This window comes from Streptomonospora halophila, from assembly GCF_039542725.1.
GTDB lineage: Bacteria > Actinomycetota > Actinomycetes > Streptosporangiales > Streptosporangiaceae > Streptomonospora > Streptomonospora halophila.
Map to the genome: position 1 here is coordinate 1 of NZ_BAABIK010000009.1, position 19,996 is coordinate 19,996.

A 19,996-nucleotide genomic window follows, 5' to 3' on the forward strand; every position below is an offset into this window, starting at 1 on the left:
GCGGACCGGCGGCCCGAGGGCCCGACCCGCCGCCCTCGCCGCCCCGCCGGGTGCGAAACCACCGGCGGCCGGAAGCGGTGATCACAGGCCGAACCGACCGCTGCCTTTGCTGCCTCGTCGCAGGCTCAACCGGCGGGCACCCGGACCGATGGGCGGGGGCTTAACCCCCCGCCGCCCTCGCTGCCCCTTGTCGCAGGCTCAACCGGCGGGCACCCGGACCGATGGGCGGGGGCTGAACCCTCCGCTGCCTTCGGCGCCCCCGTCGCAGGCTCAATCGGCGAGCACCCGAACCGGTGACCGCAGGCTGAGGCACCCGCCGCCGTCGCTGCCCGTCGTCGGGTGCGCAACCGGCGGGGACCGGGAGCGGTGATCGCGGGCTGAACCGTCCGCTGCCTTTGCTGCCTCGTCGCAGGTTCAATCGGCGGGCATCCGGTCCGGTGGGCGGGGGCTGGGCCGTCCGCTGCCTTTGCTGCCTCGTCGCAGGTTCAATCGGCGGGCATCCGGTCCGGTGATCGCGGGCTGAACCGTCCGCTGCCTTTGCTGCCCTTGTCGCAGGCCTAGCCGGCGGGCATCCGGTCCGGTGGGCGGGGGCTGAGCCACCCGCCGCCCCCTCCCTCCTACCCGGGTCGTCGGTATCAGGCGTGCTCAGTCGCCATCATCCGAGGACGATCGCGCCTGCCAGGACCGGCTGGCTGAAGGTCGTCGATCCGCGGCCCGATGTGATGGCTCGGCCTCCCTGGCAGGAGGTTCCGGCGAAGAGCGCGTAGCGGGCGTCGTCGTCGGTCTCGATGGCGATGACTCCGCCCTGCTCGGACTCCAGGGCGCGGCAGCCGCCGCTGTCGACCACCTGGCGGTGGCCGGACTCGAAGGTCACGGTGACGGGCTTGACGGCTTCGTCCCTCTCGGAGCGCATTCCCGATCGGGCCCCGGCGATGGTGGCGGACATGGTGGCGAGGTTGGCAGGGCGGATCGGCACGGCGGGGCTCTCGCTTCCTCGGGTCCCTGAGGGGGAACGAATAATGCTCACTCGACGATGCTCACTAGGTGTAACTAATCAAAGCGGAAAGTGACGATCATGGATTCCGTGCGGTGTGTCGCCGTATTCGGCCGAGACGCCACCGGATGTGCTTGGTGCGCCGTATAAGCTGCGGGGACGAAGGCGGACACAGCGGGCGGGAGCCCGCCCGCCTCACCCGCCCCTATGGCGGAGGCCCTCTGGCGGAGGTCCGATGGCGGAGGAAGGAGTGCCGATGCGCCTCGACTACGCGCTCGGGCATGCGCTCCACTTCGGCCCGGACATCGGCTGGCCGCAACTCCCGGTCGCCGGCGCCGCGCTCGGCGCGTTCGCCGCACTGGCGATCGTCGTTCTGGCCGCCGCGCTGGTGCGGGCGGTGTGCCGCGCAGGTGCGCAGGCGATGTCGGACACGGCAGAGGACAGCCGTTGCGACCATCTGCTGCGCGTTGCGCAACGGGCGTCCGAACCGCCGGTCCGCGCGCCTGATGCTCCGGGCAAGCCGCTCCCGAGGGCGCCGGGACTCGCCGCGGCGATCGGCTGACGTCCGCGCCGCCGACTGCGATTCCGCAGTCGCCCGCGAGACGGGCGGCCTCTCCTCGTTCTCCGCTGCTCCCACCTTCCGCTGCACCTGATGCGTATGTCCGCGTGCCGGATCCGACCGGCGTGAGCGGGCCCGTCCGGCTCGCGGCTCTCTCCGCAGGCCCACCGACCGCGCCGCGCTCCGCCCCGACTGTGACCGGCCGGGTGGGCTGACAGCGGGTGGTGCGGGCGCGGGCGCGCCACGCGCGCGTCGGCCGCCGTCGCGCCGCCGCGGGCGAAAGCGCCGGCACGCCGGGGAGTCCGCTTCAGTGGCTGTGCGCACCGCGCCGGCCTCCATCGCCGATCGCCGCTGAGAACACGGCGCCGAACCGCATCCGGTCGGCGCCGTGCAGGGCTCGGCCTCCGCACCGAGTCGCGACCCCCGCCGCGCTCGTGCCCTCCCGCCGAAGTGCCGTCCCACCCGCGCCGCTGCTCGGGTGCCGCCATCGGCTCGCGCGCCCGGCGCCGCGGCGCTCCCGCGGCCGGCTCGCACCCGGACCGGCGCTCGCCCGCACCGGCGCGCGTGGGTGCGCGGCGCCGTTCGCCTCCCGGGCCGGCGACCGGTGACGCGCGGAGGCGCGGCGGCCGGGTCCTGCTTTTCAGCCCGCAACGCCGTCGACCTTCGCGACACGGAACCGAGGTTGCACCATGTACACGCTTCCGCCCATCGCCGCCGCCGTCGGGGTGGCCTATACCGCCGTCACGGCGCTCACCGGGGTGCTCTCGCCCGTCGCGGGTCCCGCCGCCGCGGCCCTCGCCGTCATCGCCCTGACCGGGCTCGTCCGGCTGGCGCTGATGCCCCTGAGCGTCTCCCAGGTGCGCGCCGAGAAGACGCGTGCCCGGCTCGCGCCGCGCATGCGGGAGCTGCAGCGCCGCCACCGCAAGGACCCGCAGCGGCTCGTCACCGAGCAGCGCAAGGCCTATGCGGACGAGGGGGCCTCGCCGCTGGCCGGGTGCCTGCCCGCGCTGGCTCAGCTGCCGGTGTTCGCCGTGCTCTACGGGGTGTTCGTGAGCCCTGCGGCCGGCGGCGGGGGAAACGAGCTGCTGGGCCACACGCTCGGCGGCGTACCGCTCGGCTCGGCGCTGGGCGACGTGATCGCCGGCGGCGCCGGTTCCGGGTGGGCGGTCTTCGCGGTGCTGCTGGGCGTCGTCGCCGCGGCCGCGTGGGCGTCGCGCCGGTGGCTGACCCTTCCGGCGATGGACGCGGCCGCCGAGTCGGGCTCGCCGACGCTGCCGGGGGCGCGGATGATGTCGTTCCTGCCGTTCGCCACAGTGGCGGCGGCCGCCTTCGTGCCGCTGGCGGCCGGGCTGTACCTGGCGACGACGACCGTCTGGACCGTGGCCGAGCGGCTGGTGCTGCGGCGACTCGTCTCGGGGTGAAGGGGCGGGGCGGCGGGTGCGCCCGCCGCCCCCTCTGCTGACCAAGGCCGGGCGGCGCCGTTCGGTGCGGCCCGCCCCCGCGAGGGCCGCGGACCGGTGCCGGCGGCCGCCCCTACAGCGGCACGTTCACGCAGGCCAGGCGGGTTCCCGCCTTGCCGGCCTTGCCCGGGGCCGTCTCGGTGTGCTCGGAGTGGATCACGATGGAGTTGGCCTCGCCCTTGCGGGGCTGCCAGTCGACGTCGGCGTCGGTGCTGGCGGCGCCGTCGCCGTCGGTGGTGAAGTCCAGCCAGACCTCGTTGTCGTCGTTGACGTACTCCGGGTCGTGCGAGTTCTTCGAGGGCGCGGGCTCGTCCTGGTAGTGCGGGCCGGCGTCGGCGGGCTTCTCGCCGCAGGCCTGCGTGTGCAGGTGGGCGCCGTAGGTCTCCTCGGGCTTCAGGCCGCTCACCGCGAGCGTGAAGTCGGTCTCGGCCGCGTCGTGGGTGACGCTGACGCTCGCGGTGGAGCCCGTCGGCACGGCCTGCTTGTCGTAGGTGACCGCCGTGGCTCCGGGCGAGTACGTCTTGAACTCGCCGTTGACGCGAGCGAGGTCGGGGCCGCCGGCTTCGGCCGTCTGGTCGGCGGAGGGCGAGGGGTCGGCGGCGCCCTCGTCGTCGCCCTCCTGTGCTCCGCACCCCGCGATCAGCAGTGATGCGGCCGCCAGGCCGAAGATGGCTCGGGTCACCGACACGTCTGAACCCCCCGTATCTCCGCGGTCGTTGTCAGGGCGACGCTACCCAAAGCGACCGCCGCATCACGTGGGTTCGCGGCGATCCGCCGGTGCCCGTCGCGCGGCGGCACGCGCGTGCCGCCGCGCGACGGGCCGGGCGCGGCCGGGACGGGCTGCGGCTCAGCCGGCGGCGGTTGCGGCCGGTTCGTCCGCGGCGGGCGGCGGGAAGGGTGCGGCGAACGTGAATGCCTCGGGCGAAGGGCCCTCGGCGCGCAGGAGCTCCAGGCGTGTCCGGCCCTCGTCGAGCGTGGGGATGCGGCCGGCCGGGATCCACCACATGGCCAGGTGCATGTCCTCCAGCCGGTGGAACCACTCGCGCCGTCGGCGCAGCGTGTCGAGGTGGTCGGTGCGGTAGGTGAAGTTCCACAGCGACTCGCGGTCCCGCCAGACCGAGAAGTTCACCAGGATGTCGTCGCCGAAGGGGCGGGCGGCGGTGGCGTCGTTGGATCCCTCGTCGGTGTAGCGCCAGACGAAGCCGGGGCTGGAGTCGGCGAGGGCGTTGACGGGGTCGAGGAGAGCGGCGAACTCCGCCATGGAGGGGGCGTCGATGGGCGCCTTGAGGACACCGACGTTGATCTGGGCCAGGTGGTGGTCGCTCATGGGGTCAGCATGGACTGGACATACTTCTATGTCAATGAGAGTTGTTTTTAGAATCCGGTTCCGATGAGATGACCACGCAGCACCCCTCGGCCGCCGGTGCGATGTCCGCTTGGAAGGAGCCCGCGCCGGCCCCGTGCAGGAGGCCGCGCAGCAGTTCCAGGTTCATTCCGCAGGCCACCGGCGGGTGGCTGCGCGCCAGCGCGTCGAACGGGCAGTTGCGCAGCCGCAGCGCCGGGCACCCGGCGGTGGGCTCTGCCGGGGGCGAGGGACGACCGGACCCGGGCGCGGTGGTCTCCTGCGGTGCGGCGGGACCGGCGCCGGGGCCCTCGGCGCAGACCGGCTCGTAGCCGTGCCGCTCCAGCCAGCCCGCGAGGTCGGCGGACGAAACCGGCCCGCCGTCGGCGGCGTGCGCGGCGCCGCGGCGCTCGCCCTCCTCGCGCGCGGCCGCGTGGAGGGCCTCCTCGGCCCCCGCGCGGTCCACGGCCTCGGCCAGCAGCGCGGCCGCGGTGCCGTAGTCGCGCGGCGGCAGGTGGAGCGCGTGTTCGCGGCGGGAGCGCCGGTAGAGCTTCGCGGGGCGGCCCGAGCCGGGGCCCTCGCGCCCGGAGACCTTGCGCCGCTCGACCTCCAGCAGCCCCGCCTCGACCAGCTTGTCCAGGTGGAACGCCGCGAGGGTGCGCCGCGCGCCGACGGCCTCGGCCGCCTGGGCGCGGCTGACCTCGCCCCCGTGGTCGGCGACGTACTCGTAGAGCCTGCGGCGCAGCGGTTCGGCGAGGACGCTCAGCGCGTCGATACCGGTTCCGGTCATGCCCCCATTGTGCGACCGCGCCGGGCAGCGGGCCGCGTCCGTCCACAGGCCGGTGCGCTCGGCCGCCGGTGCGGTCCGCCCGGTCGCCGAGGGCGGCGGCGGTTCGCGCGGGCCGGTGCGTGCGCTTCGTTGCCGCTTCGATACCGGATCCGGGGTTCACCGGCCGAGGTGAAGGTAAAAACCGTGTGATACGCGACACGTGCGTAAGGGATCCGAGGAAAATCATGGAGAAACCGACTGAACCCGGCTCGAAACCGGCCACCGCCGGAGAGCCGGCCGGCGGCGACTCGCTCACCTCCCCCGGTGACGCCGCCGAGGCCGAGAGCGGCCTGCCGCGCAAGAGGATCGGCCTGGCGGCCGGGGTCGTGCTGGCGCTGGCGGTGTACCTCCTCCTGCCCGATTCGCTGGAGCACGCCGGCAAGGTGACAGCGGGCGTCGCGACGCTGATGGCGGTGTGGTGGATGACCGAGGCCATCCCGCTGCCCGCGACGGCGCTGCTGCCGCTCGTGCTGTTCCCGGTGCTGCTCGGTGCCGACATAGCCGAGGTGGCGGCGCCCTACGCCGACGACGTGATCTTCTTGTTCATGGGCGGGTTCATGCTGGCGATGGCGATGCAGCGGTGGAACCTGCACCGCCGCATCGCGCTGACGGTGGTCGCCGCCGTGGGCACCAGCCCCGTCATGCTCATCGCCGGGTTCATGCTGGCCACCGGCTTCATCACGATGTGGGTCAGCAACACGGCCACGACCGTGATGATGCTGCCGATCGGACTGTCGGTGCTGGGCCTGGTCAACCAGCTCGGCGACGGCAAGGGCGACGCGAACTTCGCCACCTCGCTGATGCTCGGCATCGCCTACTCGGCGTCGATCGGGTCGGTGTCCACCCTCATCGGCACCCCGCCCAACGCGTTCATGGCCGGCTACCTCTCGCAGAACCACGACATCGACATCGGCTTCGGCCAGTGGATGATGGTCGGACTGCCGCTGGCCGCGGTCTTCCTGGTGGTGGCCTGGCTCCTGCTGACCCGGGTGATCTACCCGCCGAAGATCCGCACGCTGCCCGGCGGGCGGCAGCTCATCCGCGACCAGCTCCACGAGATGGGGCCGATGTCGCGCGGCGAGTGGACGGTGCTGGCGGTCTTCGTCTTCGCGGCCGTCTCCTGGGTCGCCGTCCCCCTGCTGGCCGACACCGCGGCGATCGCCGACGCCCTGCCGTGGCTCGCCGACATCTCCGACGCGGGCATCGCGATGGCCGTGGCCGTCGCCCTCTTCGTCATCCCCGTCAGGCCGCGCGAGGGCGTCGCCGCACTCGACTGGCCGACCGCGCTCCAGCTGCCCTGGGGCATCCTGTTGCTCTTCGGCGGCGGAATCTCCCTGTCGGTGCAGTTCGAGGAGTCGGGGCTGAGCAGTTGGATCGGCGAGCGGGTGGGCCTGCTCAGCGCCGTGCCCGCGTGGGTGGTGGTGCTGATCGTGGCCGCCCTGGTCCTGCTGCTGACCGAGCTGACCAGCAACACCGCGACGGCCACCATCTTCCTGCCGGTGCTGGCGGGCGTGGCGGTGGGCATGAACCTGGACGTCCTGCTGCTCGTGGTGCCCGCCGCGCTCGCCGCGTCGCTGGCCTTCATGCTCCCGGTCGCCACCCCGCCCAACGCGATCGCGTTCGGCTCCGGCTACATCCGCATCGACCAGATGGTGCGTGCGGGCGTCTGGCTGAACATCTGTGCCCTGGTGCTGATCATGGCGACGATGTACGGCGTCGCGTACTGGGTGTTCTCACTGGGCGGGTAACCCCCGCCCCTCCCGGACCGGTGCCGGGCGCCCCGAAGGGAGGACGGGGCGCCCGGCACCGCCTGTAAGCGGGTCTCCGGCCCCCCGGCCCGCCGCGCGCTCCCTTTACGATCGAGACGGACATGCGGACGATCAGCGGTGGCGGCGAGTACGAGCTGCACATCAAGAGGTCCCGCTTCATCTGCGCCCTGGCGCGGGTGGCGGACGAGGACGAGGCGCGCGCGTTCATCGCCGAGCGGCGGCGGGCGCACTGGAACGCGGCGCACAACTGCACGGCCTACGTGCTCGGCGCCGACGGCGGCGTCCAGCGTTCCAGCGACGACGGCGAGCCCTCGGGCACGGCGGGGGTGCCGATGCTGGAGGTGCTGCGCCACCGCGCCGTCACCGACGCCGCCGCGGTGGTCACCCGCTACTTCGGCGGAGTGAAGCTGGGCGCGGGCGGGCTGATCCGCGCCTACGGCGGCGCGGTGGCCGCCGCGCTCGACGAGGTCGGGCTCCTGGAGCGGCGCACGCTGCGGGTGGTCACCGTCAGCGCCGACTACCTGCTGGCGGGCAGGCTGGAGAGCGGGCTGCGCGACTCGGGCTACCGCCTCCTGGACGTGCGCTACGGGGCGGGTGTGGACTTCGACGTCGCGGTGGCCGACCCCGCCCTCGCCGGGTTCGGCGCGTGGCTGGCCGAGGCCACCGGCGGGCGGGCCGGCTACGAGGTGAGCGGCAGCACGACCGTCGAGGTCGCGCCGGAGCGGTGACCGCCTCCGGTCGGCGGCCGGGGCCCGCCCCGGCGGAGGGGGCGCGGTATTCGGGTGTGTCGGCCCGCCGTCAGCGGTCTAGGATTCCGGTACATGATGTCGTCGTAGGGAGTGACCGCTCATGCGCACCTGGCGACGGGCGCCGCTGGCAGCGGCCGCCGGTGTCGCGCTGCTCGTCGCGGGGACCGCCTGCACGGCCGAGGACGAGCCGGACCGGCCCGACGACTCGCCGCGCCCGCTGCCCACCGCCTTCGAGGGCGAGCTTCCCCCCGGGGTCGGCGACGAACCGCTGCGCCGCCTGCACGGTCCCGGCGCCGAAGGGCCGTCCGTCCTCGACGACGAGATGGGCGTGCGCATCTCCTCGGTCGGCGACGCGTTCCTCATCAGCTCCAACAGCGAGGAGCGCCACGTGCTGCTGGACGCCGAGGGCGGCGAGACCCTGTGGCAGGGCGAGCGCCACATCCAGCGGTTCGGCGCGGACTCCGACGGGTCGCCGGTGCTGGTCGTCGAGGCGCGCGACGGCGGTACCGAGGTCATCGGCGACGACGGCGAGTCCGTGTGGCGAGGGTCGGGCGGCCGCGACACCTTCGTCGGCGGCTCCGTGGTGCGCCGCCCCGCCGGGTGGAGCGCCGACGAGCCCTACGGCGACTACACGGTCTCCGCCCCCGGCGAGGGGGAGCTGTGGGAGTTCGCCTTCGAGGCCCCGCCCGAGGACGGCGGCGGCGACGGTGCGGACGAGGGCGGCACCGGCTCCGGGAACGCCGAGGACGAGACCTCCGCCGCCCCCGAGCCCGACCCCGACCGCTACGGGGTACCGGTCGCCTCCCGCGACGGCGTGCTGCTGCTCGACGACGGCGCCGGGCTGCTGCAGGCGCGCGGGATCACCGAGGACGACGCGGGCGAACTGCTGTGGAGCATCGCCGGCGACGACCCCGCCCTCGCCGGCGGCACCGACGTCCAGCGCCCCCGCCCCCAGGTCGTCGGCGGCTACGAGATCCCCGCCGAGCCGGGCGGCGCCGGCGGTACGGAGGAGTCCCCGGATGCGGACTCGCCCGACGCGCCGTCCCCGTCGGACGGCCGGGACTCCCCGTCCCCGACGGGGTCCGGATCGGCGGACGGCGGCGGGGGGACCGGCGAGGCGCCCACCCGCACCGCCGTCCTGGTGCGCTGGACGGCGCCCGAGGAGCCGTCCGTGCTGTCGCTGCACGACCTGCACACCGGAGAGCTGCTGTGGAGCCTCTCCGAGCCGGGAGCGAACCCGTCGAGCGACGCCTTCGCACCGCCTCCGCTGCCGGGCGCCCTCTACGAGCCGCAAACGAGTACGGTGCTGCTTCCGCAGGCCACCGGCGAGACCCCGCTGATCGCCGTCGACCTGGCCGCCGGCGCGATCCGCTGGGAGTTCGAGGACGAGTTCGAGCAGTCCATCTCGCCCGCGCTGGCCATGGGCGGCTACGTCTACGGGGACGCGGGCGGCGGCGACGGCGCGGGCACCCAGGTCGTGCTGGACGCGATGGACAAGGACGTTGTCGCCGAAGGGCTCGGGGCCTACGTGGAGGCGGTCACCGAGGAGGGGTACAGCATCGTCGTCAGCGACCGACAGCGCTTCGTCTTCCCGCCCGCGGAGGGCCCCGGCGCCGAGCACACGGCCCCCACCGGATAGCGGGCCGCCGCAGCGGCGGGCCCGCGCCCGCCGCGGCGCGCCACCCCGCTGTTCCGGGGCCGCTGCGCCCCCTCCGCGGCCCGGCTTTTCCACAGCCCCCGCCCCCGCTTTGGCGGGGCCGGAGCCCGGTTGCCTAACATCCGGAGTATGGAAACGCCGGAGAGCGGTCACCGGACCGCGCACGGGGAGGGCGCCGCCGGCCTGGCGCCGACGGACTTCCCCGAGGCCACCCGCCAGCAGTGGCGCGAGCTGGTCGAGAAGGTGCTGCTGAAGACCGACCCCGCGGCCGTTCCCGACGCCGCGGAGCCGGAGGCGGCACTGGCCACCGCCACCTACGACGGGATCACCGTCCGGCCGCTGTACACGGCCGGCGACGACCCCGGCTCCGGCTACCCGGGGCTCGCGCCCTTCACCCGCGGTTCCCGTCCGCACGGCGCCGTCACCGAGGGCTGGCAGGTCCGCCAGCAGCACCGCGACCCCCGCCCCGACCGGACCCGCACCGCGGTCCTGGCCGACCTGGAGAACGGCGTCGGCGCGCTGTGGCTGGTGTGCGGCGAGGGCGGCATTCCCGTCGACGCGGTCGGCGAGGTCCTGGCCGACGTGCACCTCGACCTCTGCCCCGTCACGCTGGACGCCGGGGCCGACTACGAGTCCGCGGCGCACGGGCTGGTGCGCGCCTGGACCGACCGCGGGCTGCCCGAGAGCTCCCTGTCCGGCGGGCTGGGCATCGACCCGCTGAGCCTGGCGGCCCGCACCGGCGCGCCCGCCGACCTCGACGCCGCCGCGCGCACCGCCGCCGCGTTCGCCGCGCGCCATCCCCGATTGCGGCTGGCCACGGCCGACGCCACGCCCTACCACGAGGCCGGCGGTTCGCAGGCCCAGGAGCTGGGCGCCGCCACGGCCGCCGGCGTGGCCTACCTGCGGGCGCTGACCGGCGCCGGGCTCGGCCTCGCCGACGCCGCGCGGCGGCTGGAGTTCCGGTTCGCCGCGAGCGCCGACCAGTTCGGCACCATCGCCAAGCTGCGGGCGGCGCGCGCGATGTGGGACCGCGTGCTGGAGGCCTGCGGCCTGGACGCCGCCGAGCGCCCCGCCATGTACCAGCACGCCGCTGCGTCCGCCGCCATGGCCACCCGCCGCGACCCCCACGTCAACATGGTCCGCTCGACGCTGGCGTGCTTCGCTGCGGGGACGGCCGGCGCCGACGCCGTGACCGTGCTTCCGTTCGACTCCGCTCTGGGCCTGCCCGACGGGTTCGCCCGGCGCATCGCCCGCAACACCCAGACCCTCCTGGCCGAGGAGTCCCACCTGACCCGGGTCGTCGATCCCGCCGGCGGCTCGTTCTACGTCGAGCGCCTGAGCGCCGACCTCTTCGGCGCCGGCTGGGCGTTCTTCCAGGAACTGGAGGCCGCGGGCGGCATGGCCGCGGCGCTGTCCAGCGGGCTTGTCGCCGAGCGCGTCGACGAGGTGTGGCAGCGCCGGCGCGACGCCATCGCCCGCCGGCGCGACCCGATCATCGGCGTCAGCGAGTTCCCCGACCTCGCCGAACCCGCCGTGGAGCGCGAGCCGCCGCCCCGGACCGCCGCGCCCGAACGGCCGGGGGCCGCCGTGCTGCCCGCGCGGCGCTACTCCCAGGAGTTCGAGGACCTGCGCGACCGCAGCGACGCCCATCTGGCCGCCACCGGCGCGCGGCCCCGCGTCTTCCTCGCCACGCTCGGTCCGGTCGCCGAGCACACCGCACGGGCCGCGTTCGCCGGCAACCTGCTGCGCTCGGGCGGGATCGAGACCGTGGGCGGCGGTTCCACGGGCGGGGCCGACGAGGCCGCGGCCGCGTTCCGCGAGAGCGGCGCGCGTATCGCCTGCCTGTGCGGTAGCGACCCGCTCTACGCCGAGCACGCCGCGGCGGCCGCCGCCGCGCTGAAGGAGGCGGGCGCCGAGCAGGTCCTGCTTGCGGGGCCCGCTTCGGCCGCGCCGGCGGGCGCCGCCGTCGACGGCTTCTGCTTCGCCGGATTCGACGCGCTCAGCCTGCTGGCAGACCTGCACGACGCCCTGGGGGTGGCCCGATGATTCCCGATTTCAGCCGCATCGGTCCCGGTGCCGCGGCCGAGCGGACCGCCGGTGCCGGCGGCGCGGACGCCGCCGCGGCGTGGGCGCGCGCGTTCGAGGAGGCCGCCGGCAAGAGCCCGGAGTCGCTGACCTGGGACACACCCGAGGGCATCGGCGTCAAGCCGCTCTACACCGCGGCCGACCGCGAAGGCCTGGGCCTGGCGGGCGAGTACCCGGGCGTGCCGCCGTTCCTGCGCGGGCCCTACCCGACCATGTACGTCAACCAGCCCTGGACCGTCCGCCAGTATGCGGGGTTCTCCACCGCGCAGGAGTCCAACGCCTTCTACCGGCGCAACCTCGCCGCCGGGCAGAAGGGGCTGTCGGTGGCCTTCGACCTCGCCACCCACCGCGGCTACGACTCCGACCACCCGCGGGTGACCGGCGACGTCGGAATGGCGGGCGTGGCGATCGACTCCGTCTACGACATGCGCCGGCTCTTCGACGGCATCCCGCTGGACCGCATGAGCGTGTCGATGACCATGAACGGCGCGGTGCTGCCGGTGATGGCGCTCTACATCGTGGCCGCCGAGGAGCAGGGGGTGGCGCCCGAGCGGCTGGCGGGCACCATCCAGAACGACATCCTCAAGGAGTTCATGGTCCGCAACACCTACATCTATCCGCCGCAGCCGTCGATGCGGATCATCTCCGACATCTTCGCCTACACGTCGAAGCGCATGCCGCGCTTCAACTCCATCTCGATCTCCGGGTACCACATGCAGGAGGCCGGGGCCACCGCCGACCTGGAGCTCGCCTACACGCTGGCCGACGGCATCGAGTACATCCGCGCCGGCCGGCGGGCGGGTCTGGACGTCGACGCGTTCGCGCCGCGCCTGTCGTTCTTCTGGGCGATCGGCATGAACTTCTTCATGGAGGTCGCGAAGCTGCGGGCCGCGCGGCGGATGTGGGCGCGACTGGTGGGCTCCTTCGGCCCGGACGACCCCAAGTCGCTGTCGCTGCGCACGCACTCCCAGACCTCCGGGTGGTCGCTGACCGCCCAGGACGTGTTCAACAACGTGGTGCGCACCTGTGTCGAGGCGATGGCCGCGACCCAGGGCCACACCCAGTCGCTGCACACCAACGCGCTGGACGAGGCGCTGGCGCTGCCCTCGGACTTCTCCGCGCGGATCGCCCGCAACACACAACTGGTGCTGCAGCAGGAGTCGGGCACGACGCGGGTCATCGACCCCTGGGGCGGCAGCCACTACGTCGAGCGCCTCACCGCCCAGCTGGCCGAACGCGCCATGGCCCACATCGACGAGATCGAACGGGCCGGGGGCATGGCCGCCGCCATCGACGCCGGCATCCCCAAGATGCGCATCGAGGAGGCCGCGGCCCGCACCCAGGCGCGCATCGACTCCGGCCGCCAGCCGGTGGTCGGCGTCAACAAGTACCGGCCCGACACCCACGACGAGATCGACGTGCTGCGCGTCGACAACTCCCGCGTGCGCGCCGAGCAGGTGGAGAAGCTGGAGCGGCTGCGCGCCGAGCGCGACGACGCCGAGGTGAACGCGGCGCTGGACCGCCTCAGCGCCGCTGCCGCCGCCGAGTCCGGCGGCGCGAGCCTGGAGAACAACCTGCTCGCCGCCGCGGTCGACGCCGCGCGCGCCAAGGCCACCGTCGGCGAGATCTCCGCGGCGATGGAGCGGGTCTTCGGCCGCCACGCCGGGCAGGTCCGTACCATCCAGGGTGTGTACCGCGAGGAAGCCGGCTCGTCCGCCGACGCCGAGTCCGCGATGGCCGAGGTCGCCGAGCGCGTGCGCGCGTTCGAGGAGAACGAGGGCCGCCGCCCGCGCATCCTGGTCGCCAAGATGGGCCAGGACGGCCACGACCGCGGCCAGAAGGTGATCGCCACGGCGTTCGCCGACCTCGGCTTCGACGTGGACGTGGGTCCGCTGTTCCAGACACCGGCCGAGGTCGCGGCCCAGGCCGCCGAGTCCGACGTGCACATCGTCGGCGTCTCGTCGCTGGCCGCCGGCCACCTCACCCTGGTGCCGGCGCTGCGCACCGAGCTGGAGTCCCTGGGCCGGCCCGACATCAAGGTCGCGGTGGGCGGCGTGATCCCCCCGGCCGACCACGGCGCCCTGTACGAGGCCGGCGCGGCGGCGATCTTCCCGCCGGGCACGGTCATCGCCGAGGCGGCGGTGGGCCTGCTGGAGACCCTGGAGTCCGAGCTGGGCCACCGGCCGTGAGCCGGGCACGGGGGGTGCCCGCCGAGGAGCCCGGATGAGCCGCGCCGTCGACGTCGACGCTTACGCCGAGGGGGTCCTGGCCGGTCACCGCCCCACGCTTGCGCGCGCCATCACGCTGGTCGAGTCGCGCCGGCCCGACCACGCCGAGCTCGCCCAGCGGCTCCTGGTGCGGCTCCTGCCGCACACCGGCACGGCCCACCGGGTCGGCATCTCCGGGGTGCCCGGCGTGGGCAAGTCCACGTTCATCGACACCCTGGGCACGCGGCTGACCGCACAGGGGCACCGGGTCGCGGTGCTGGCGGTGGACCCATCCTCCACCCGATCGGGCGGCAGCATCCTCGGCGACAAGACCCGCATGGGCCGGCTCTCGGTCGACCCGCAGGCGTTCGTGCGGCCGTCGCCGACGGCGGGCACGCTCGGCGGGGTGGCCCGCGCCACCCGCGAGACCATGGTGCTGATGGAGGCCGCGGGCTTCGACGTCGTGCTGGTCGAGACCGTGGGAGTGGGCCAGTCCGAGGTCGCGGTGGCCAACATGGTCGACTGCTTCTGCTTTCTGACCCTGGCGCGCACCGGCGACCAGTTGCAGGGGATCAAGAAGGGCGTGCTGGAGCTCGTCGACCTGGCGGCGGTGAACAAGGCGGACGGCCCCCACGAGGCCGACGCCCGCAGGGCCGCACGCGAGCTCTCCCGCGCGCTCCGCATGCTCCAACCGGTGCACCCGGCTTGGCGTCCGCCCGTTCTGACCTGCAGTGGCCTGACCGGCGACGGACTCGACGACTTCTGGGGGACGGTCCTCGACCACCGTGCGGCGCTGGAGGAGGCCGGGGAACTCGAGGGGCGCCGCAGCCGCCAGCAGGTCGACTGGATGTGGGCGCAGGTGCGCGACCGCCTGATGGACAGCCTGCTCGCGCATCCGCGGGTGCGCGAGGACGCTCCGCGCCTGGAGTCCGGCGTGCGCGCCGGCGAGCTCACCCCCACGCTGGCGGCCGAGCGGATCCTCGCCGACTTCGGCGCCGGAGGCGCAGCGGGACAGGGGGATGCCGCGTCGGGGTGCGGGGACGAATCGGACGAAGGGCATGATTCATCACATCCTCCGCTTAGCCCGTGAACGCGGCGTTGTGTGTGGGGAGTGAAACACGCCACAATGGCCCCGGGTCTGGAACGTCCCGGTTGTGGAGAAAATACTTGCGAGACGGCATTCCCGCAGGGCGGTAGGCCTAATACCGTATGTGGTCGAAGGTTTACGGGAGCAGGGGCCGTTCTCCGGCGGTCCTGTTCATCGGCGTCGGCCGGGTCGCGAACCCTCCCGCTCAAGGCCGCCGCCGCAACAGAACGCGGATGGACCCCTACCGAAATCCGCTGTTTTCCGTAGGGTGAGCAAGGGGACCCCTCATCGACACGTGGGGCTGGGAGGAGTGAACGTGCACAGGCTTGGGCTGAGCACCCGGGTCGACAACCACAGCGTGATCGTGAGCGTCGAGGGCGACCTCGACATCGCGACCGCCGACGACCTCCACGAACATGTCCTGTCCGCGATCGACAAGCACGGTCCGTGGTTGATCCTCGACCTGACGGGGCTGGAGTTCATGGACTCCAGCGGCCTGAACGTCGTCATCAACGCCTACCGGGCTGTGAAGGAGCACGGTGGCAGCCTTGCGCTGGCCGCGCCGAACGAACGGGTGACCAAGGTCGTCCGCCTCGTCGGCCTGCACCGGCAGGTTCCGGTCCACAACTCCGTTTCGGCGGCCGTCAACGCCATGGAGCTGCTGGAGAGCAAGCAGCAGGCGGGCTGAACCCCCCGCACCGCCATGGACGGCCGCGCCGCGGCGCGCGGCGCCCCGGGACTCCGGGGCCGCCGCCGTGCCGTGCGGCCGACGGGCCCGCGCCGTACTCGGAGTCTCCTTGCCCTTCCCGTGGGACCACAACGTCCACTACCACGAGTATCTGCTGCGCCAGGTGCCCGGCCACTGCGTGCGCGCGCTCGACGTCGGCTGCGGGACGGGGCGCTTCGCCCGCCGCCTCACCGCCCGATGCGCCCGCGTCGAGGCCGTCGATCCCGACCCCGCCATGATCGCCGAGGCCCGTGAGCGCACACCGCGGCGGCTCGGCGTGCAGTACACCAACACGGCCCTGGCGGACTACGGCATCGCGGCCGGCGCCTACGACTTCGTCTCCGCCGTCGCCAGCCTCCACCACATGGACTTCGCCGAGTCGGTGCGGGCGATGGCCCACGGGCTCGCGCCGGGCGGCGTGCTCGCCGTCCTCGGGCTCTACCGCGAGGAGACCGCGGCCGACCACGCCGCCGGGGCCGCCGCCCTGGCTCCGCAGTGGGCGATCGGCGCCGGCCTGCTCGCCGCCCGCACCGTCACCGGTGTCCCCAGCCCTGCGGCCGAGGCGCCCGTTCCGATGCGCGAGCCCCGGATGAGCCTGCGCGGGGTCCGCCTCGCGGCCCGGCGCCACCTGCCCGGAGCCCGCGTGCGGCGCCTGCTCTTCTGGCGCTACTCGCTCGTCTACCGGCGTCCGCTCGCCGGGTGAGCACGGCGCCGGCCGGCGCCGCCGCTGGGTAGCCTCGATGCCATGCCCACACCCGATTTCATCCTCCGCCTGCGCAAGCACGTGGGACACGAGCTGCTCTGGCTGACGGGCGTGACCGCCGTGGTCATCGCGGAGTCGGGGGAGATCCTGCTGCACCGGCGCGCCGACGACGGGGCCTGGAGCACACCCGGCGGCATCCTGGAGCCCGGCGAGCAGCCGGCCGCCGCCCTCGTGCGCGAGGTTGCCGAGGAGACCGGCGTCGACGTGGTCTGCGAGCGGATCGCCAGCGTCGTCACCGAGCCGCCGTTCACCTACGGAAACGGCGACCGGGTGCAGTTCATGGACGTCACCTTCCGGTGCCGCCCGGTGGGCGGGAGCGCGCGCCCCGACGAGGAGGAGTCGCTGGAGGTCGGCTGGTTCGCCCCCGACCGGCTGCCCCCGATGAACGAGCGGATCATGCGCCGCATCGCCCACGCCCGCGAAGAGGGACCCGCGTACTACACCGCGCCTTAGCCTGCACACCCGGCTTCGCTCGGCCCGCCCCGCAGTCGAGGACCTGAGCCGCCCCCTGGGGGCGGCCCCGGGCAGCCGGGGCGGTCGAGTCCGGCGCGGGTGCGGCAGGGGTTTCGCAGCATCCGCGCGAGGGCGGCCTGTCCCGCCGGTGCGCCCCGCCCCTGGTTGCGGGTGCCGGGCCTCCTCGGGGATCGACGAACCGGGGCCGGGCACCGCGCCGTGACGTGGGAAAGACCGTCGAACGCGCCGTCGGCCTGCGGGAGCACCACGTCCGACCAGGGTGGAAACAAGCGCGGTGTGTGTTCGCCCGGTCGCTGCCCTCCTGCGCGGCGCCCCCGCACCACTCTTGCCGCTTCTCGTCCGCCGGCAGGGAGTCGCCCCGACTCCTTCCCCGGCCGTGCGCGGGCGGCACCGGTCCCTGCCGCAGCCACCCGCGCCGGTCGGCGGTTCGGGTAGCCGCGACCCGCGCGGCGGGACGCGCTCCGGCTGTCGGCACGGTGCGCGATGCTGGGGCCATGAGCGGACCGGCGAAGGACGATCCCGAGACCTCCGGGGCGGACGTCGAGCATCTCGCCGCAGTCCTGGCCCGGCGCAGGCGCGAGCTGTCGGGAGGCAGGGCGACGATCGGCGCCTCCTCGGTGGTCCACGCGGTCGAGGAGACGACGTGGGTGGGCGTGCGGGTCCCGGCGGTCGTGTGCCGCGCCGCCGCCGACCCGTTGCGCCTGCGGCCGACCGAGAGCCCGGTGACCTGCCGCCGCTGCCTCAGGCGGGCCGGCGGGCGCCGCTCCACCCGGGCGGGCCGGGGGCAGACCGAACTGGAGGTGTGACGCGGGCCGTCCGAGCGCGGCCGCCCGCGGCCGTGCCGCCCGGCCGCTGTACGCGAGGCGGCCGGGCGCGTGGCCGATCAGCCCCACAGGCGGCGCATCGTCCAGTCGCCGGTGGTGTTGTCGCAGCTGATGTCGGCGATGCTCAGCTCGCCGTCAGGGGACTCGGCGGCGACGCGCACCAGCCGCATGTCGGCGGCCGCGGCCTTGGCGCTGCGCGCGGCGCGTTCGTCCGGCGATCCCCAGGCGCCGATGACGCGCCGGACACGGTAGGTGCGGTCGCGCCAGGCGAAGAACGCCGGGTGACCGCCGGTGGTCGATCTGACGTCGATCCGTTCGTTGTAAAGACTCACCCGGCCAGTGTATCGAACATGCGTTCGAGTCGACAGCCGCCGGAGGCGTGTCGCGGCGGGCCACCACCTTAGGGCCGCATCGGGGTCCGCCGCCGGGCGGCGCGCTGTCGACCGCCGGTTCGGTGATGCGCACGACCCCCGGCGACCGGCTGATACACCGTCGCTTGGGTGGCCGGTCGGCGCCCGCGCTTCGGCGTGTCGCGCCGCGGGCCGAGGGTCGCCGGCGGTCCGCGAGGGGCCGCGAAGGGCTCCCGGGCGTCGGCGAGGGCGTGCCCCCTGCCGTGTCGCGGAAGCGGTTGCGGCCCGACCGCTCCTCGCGGGGCGGTCGGCCGGGCGTCCAGAGACCGACCGGATGGTATGCCTATGCTGGAACGTGCGCCACGGTGCGCAGGACTCGGCAGACGGGAAGGCGCATGCACAACACGGACGGCTCCGAGCGGTCGGCGACCGCACCCGACCGCGGAGGCGCGGTTCCCGAGCGGCTGCTCTCGGTGGCCACCCGGCTCTTCGCCGATCAGGGCTTCGAGCGCACCTCCGTGCAGGAGCTGGTGTCGGCCGCCGGAGTGACCAAGGGGGCGATGTACCACTACTTCGCGTCCAAGGAGGACCTGCTCTACGCGATCTACCAGCGCGTGCTCTCCATGCAGACGGAGCGGCTCACCAGGTTCGCCGGCGCCGAGGGCCCGGTCAGCGAGCGCCTGCGCAAGGCCGCGGCCGACGTCGTGCACACCACTGTGGACAACCTCGACGACACCCGGATCTTCTTCCGGTCGCTGCACATGCTCTCCGACGACCGGCTGACGGCCGTGCGCAAAGAGCGGCGCCGGTACCACGAGTGCTTCCGCGGCATGATCGAAGAGGGCCAGCGCGAAGGCGTGTTCCGCACCGACGTGCCCGCCGACATCGCCGTCACCCAGTACTTCGGCGCCGTGCACCACCTCAGCACCTGGTACCGCGCAGGTGGCGAGCTGACCGGCTCGCAGGTCGGCGCCTACTTCGCCGAGCTCCTTCTGGCCGAGCTCCGCCCGGCCGGGCCCGGCTCGGGCGCCTGAACGGGCAGGCGTGCCCCCCGGTCCGGAGGTACCCCGCCTTCGTGGACGGCCGCGATCCCCGGCCACCGGGGCGTGGACCGTCAGAAGAAGAGGCGCCCCGGGCGGGAGCGGTCGCGCAGGGCGGCCATCCGCTTGGTGTTGGCGGGCCGGCTGGAGAGCAGGTTGTAGAGGAACACGAACGGCCCCCGGTCGGTGCGCGCGCGCTCGGCCATCTCGCTCATGTTCACCTGCGTGTACAGGCGGGCTCCCCCCGCCGGCAGCCGGACCGCGTGCACTCCCTCGGGGCAGTACGCGTGCGCGTGGTTGTCCGCCGTGTACTCCATGGCGCGCGACAGCGCGGCGCCGAGCACGGGCACCAGCCGGGCGGGCGCCGTCACGGCCCGCAGGTGGAACGACGCGTGGCCGGCGGCGATGTGGCCCAGTTGGTGGGCGGCGACGAAGCGCAGGGCGTCGGGGTCGCGCAACCGGCCGTCGGAGTCGAACAGGTCGCCGGGCACCACGATGTAGCCGCGCCTGCCGTGTCCGATGCCCCAGGCCCGCGAACCGGCGCTCGCGGCCGGGTAGATGTAGGCGTCGGGCGCGCCGGCCAGCCCCATGCCGGCGCTCAGCCGGCGGATGGCGTGGTCGGCGTCGGGGAACTGGGTGGGCGAGATGCGGACCGACTGCGCCCGGCGGCGCGCGTGCCGCAGGCCGGCCGCCGCCCAGCAGCCGCCGGGGATGCCCGCGAGCACGAGCCCGGCCGCCCAGAGGGCCGCGCCTTCACCCGTCCACAGCGTGTGGACGGCAGCGCCGATCACGCAGCAGGTGACCAGGACGGCCGCGAGCGTCAGCGGTACCTCCCAGGGGTGCCGGGAGACGGCCAGCGGCTCGTTCGGCGCCGCATCACCGGCACGGGGACCGAAACCGGCCGGCACCGGAGCGGGCCGCACCGGCGTGTGTGCGGGCGCGTGCCCGGACCCCGCGCCCGCCCGCGCTGGCCGCAGCTGCGGGTCCCGCCGGACGAGCTGCGCGGGAGCGCGGGCGGCGGCCGCGCGCGGCGCGCGGGTACGAGCGGCGGAGCGCCGCGGTGGGAGGCGGCGCTGACCG

The 19,996-nt window shown here is 74.5% G+C and carries 19 protein-coding genes; 13 read left to right on the top strand and 6 right to left on the bottom strand.

What is annotated here, in order from left to right:
- Positions 1–655: 655 nt before the first annotated feature.
- Positions 656–976, bottom strand: coding sequence for a phosphatase (locus tag ABEA15_RS09565; protein WP_344142465.1), 321 nt, complete (start codon positions 974–976; stop codon positions 656–658).
- A gap of 274 nt (positions 977–1,250) precedes the next feature.
- Here ABEA15_RS09565 and ABEA15_RS09570 point away from each other — a divergent pair, with 274 nt between their 5' ends.
- Together ABEA15_RS09570 and ABEA15_RS09575 are read left to right on the top strand one after the other, a co-directional pair.
- Positions 1,251–1,556, top strand: a complete 306-nt coding sequence (locus tag ABEA15_RS09570; protein WP_345556342.1) for a DUF6412 domain-containing protein — start codon at positions 1,251–1,253, stop codon at positions 1,554–1,556.
- 686 nt (positions 1,557–2,242) lie between these two features.
- Positions 2,243–2,974, top strand: a complete 732-nt coding sequence (locus tag ABEA15_RS09575) for a YidC/Oxa1 family membrane protein insertase (protein ID WP_345556343.1) — start codon at positions 2,243–2,245, stop codon at positions 2,972–2,974.
- 112 nt (positions 2,975–3,086) lie between these two features.
- On the opposite strand, the gene ABEA15_RS09580 is transcribed toward ABEA15_RS09575, so the two are convergent.
- The 3 genes from ABEA15_RS09580 to ABEA15_RS09590 form a co-directional block, all read right to left on the bottom strand.
- Positions 3,087–3,695 carry a superoxide dismutase family protein gene (locus tag ABEA15_RS09580; RefSeq protein WP_344142469.1) on the bottom strand — a complete coding sequence of 203 codons (609 nt, stop codon included), beginning with the start codon at positions 3,693–3,695 and terminating at the stop codon, positions 3,087–3,089.
- Between the two features lie 165 nt (positions 3,696–3,860).
- On the bottom strand, positions 3,861–4,340 hold the full coding sequence (locus ABEA15_RS09585; protein WP_344142470.1) for a DUF3291 domain-containing protein: 480 nt from the start codon (positions 4,338–4,340) through the stop codon (positions 3,861–3,863).
- A 31-nt stretch (positions 4,341–4,371) separates the two neighbouring features.
- Positions 4,372–5,145: a helix-turn-helix transcriptional regulator gene (locus ABEA15_RS09590; RefSeq protein WP_345556344.1), complete on the bottom strand. Its 774-nt coding sequence runs from the start codon at positions 5,143–5,145 to the stop codon at positions 4,372–4,374.
- Between the two features lie 224 nt (positions 5,146–5,369).
- On the opposite strand from ABEA15_RS09590, the gene ABEA15_RS09595 reads away from it, so the two are divergent.
- The 10 genes from ABEA15_RS09595 (at position 5,370) to ABEA15_RS09640 (ending at position 17,508) form a co-directional block, all read left to right on the top strand.
- Entirely contained in the window at positions 5,370–6,932 is a 1,563-nt protein-coding gene (locus ABEA15_RS09595; RefSeq protein WP_344142472.1) for an SLC13 family permease, read from the top strand.
- Positions 6,933–7,054: 122 nt separating this feature from the next.
- The gene (locus tag ABEA15_RS09600; RefSeq protein WP_345556345.1) at positions 7,055–7,681 is read left to right on the top strand and encodes a YigZ family protein; all 627 of its coding nucleotides are present in this window, start codon (positions 7,055–7,057) and stop codon (positions 7,679–7,681) included.
- A 121-nt stretch (positions 7,682–7,802) separates the two neighbouring features.
- Complete coding sequence (locus ABEA15_RS09605; protein WP_345556346.1) at positions 7,803–9,341, top strand: hypothetical protein; 1,539 nt, start codon at positions 7,803–7,805, stop codon at positions 9,339–9,341.
- 147 nt (positions 9,342–9,488) lie between these two features.
- Complete coding sequence (locus ABEA15_RS09610) at positions 9,489–11,405, top strand: methylmalonyl-CoA mutase family protein (protein WP_345556347.1); 1,917 nt, start codon at positions 9,489–9,491, stop codon at positions 11,403–11,405.
- Positions 11,402–13,633 carry a methylmalonyl-CoA mutase gene (gene scpA, locus ABEA15_RS09615; RefSeq protein WP_345556348.1) on the top strand — a complete coding sequence of 744 codons (2,232 nt, stop codon included), beginning with the start codon at positions 11,402–11,404 and terminating at the stop codon, positions 13,631–13,633. Before ABEA15_RS09610 ends, scpA begins: the two co-directional genes overlap by 4 nt.
- Before the next feature lie 34 nt (positions 13,634–13,667).
- Positions 13,668–14,741, top strand: a complete 1,074-nt coding sequence (meaB, locus tag ABEA15_RS09620; protein WP_345556349.1) for a methylmalonyl Co-A mutase-associated GTPase MeaB — start codon at positions 13,668–13,670, stop codon at positions 14,739–14,741.
- A 313-nt stretch (positions 14,742–15,054) separates the two neighbouring features.
- Positions 15,055–15,426 (top strand): anti-sigma factor antagonist, encoded by a 372-nt coding sequence (locus tag ABEA15_RS09625; protein WP_186355789.1) that lies wholly within the window; start codon positions 15,055–15,057, stop codon positions 15,424–15,426.
- A 109-nt stretch (positions 15,427–15,535) separates the two neighbouring features.
- Positions 15,536–16,168, top strand: coding sequence for a class I SAM-dependent methyltransferase (locus ABEA15_RS09630; protein ID WP_345556350.1), 633 nt, complete (start codon positions 15,536–15,538; stop codon positions 16,166–16,168).
- 42 nt (positions 16,169–16,210) lie between these two features.
- Positions 16,211–16,681, top strand: a complete 471-nt coding sequence (locus ABEA15_RS09635) for an NUDIX hydrolase (protein ID WP_344142482.1) — start codon at positions 16,211–16,213, stop codon at positions 16,679–16,681.
- 515 nt (positions 16,682–17,196) lie between these two features.
- Entirely contained in the window at positions 17,197–17,508 is a 312-nt protein-coding gene (locus ABEA15_RS09640) for a hypothetical protein (RefSeq protein ID WP_345556351.1), read from the top strand.
- Between the two features lie 77 nt (positions 17,509–17,585).
- Here the strand turns inward: ABEA15_RS09640 and ABEA15_RS09645 are convergent, their stop codons facing one another.
- Positions 17,586–17,858 carry a DUF6504 family protein gene (locus ABEA15_RS09645; RefSeq protein ID WP_344142485.1) on the bottom strand — a complete coding sequence of 91 codons (273 nt, stop codon included), beginning with the start codon at positions 17,856–17,858 and terminating at the stop codon, positions 17,586–17,588.
- Positions 17,859–18,271: 413 nt separating this feature from the next.
- On the opposite strand from ABEA15_RS09645, the gene ABEA15_RS09650 reads away from it, so the two are divergent.
- A complete protein-coding gene (locus ABEA15_RS09650; protein ID WP_345556352.1) occupies positions 18,272–18,910 on the top strand; it encodes a TetR/AcrR family transcriptional regulator in 639 nt (212 codons plus the stop codon).
- A gap of 80 nt (positions 18,911–18,990) precedes the next feature.
- Here ABEA15_RS09650 and ABEA15_RS09655 read toward each other — a convergent pair whose 3' ends face one another.
- Entirely contained in the window at positions 18,991–19,824 is an 834-nt protein-coding gene (locus ABEA15_RS09655) for a M48 family metallopeptidase (RefSeq protein ID WP_345556353.1), read from the bottom strand.
- Positions 19,825–19,996 lie beyond the last annotated feature (172 nt).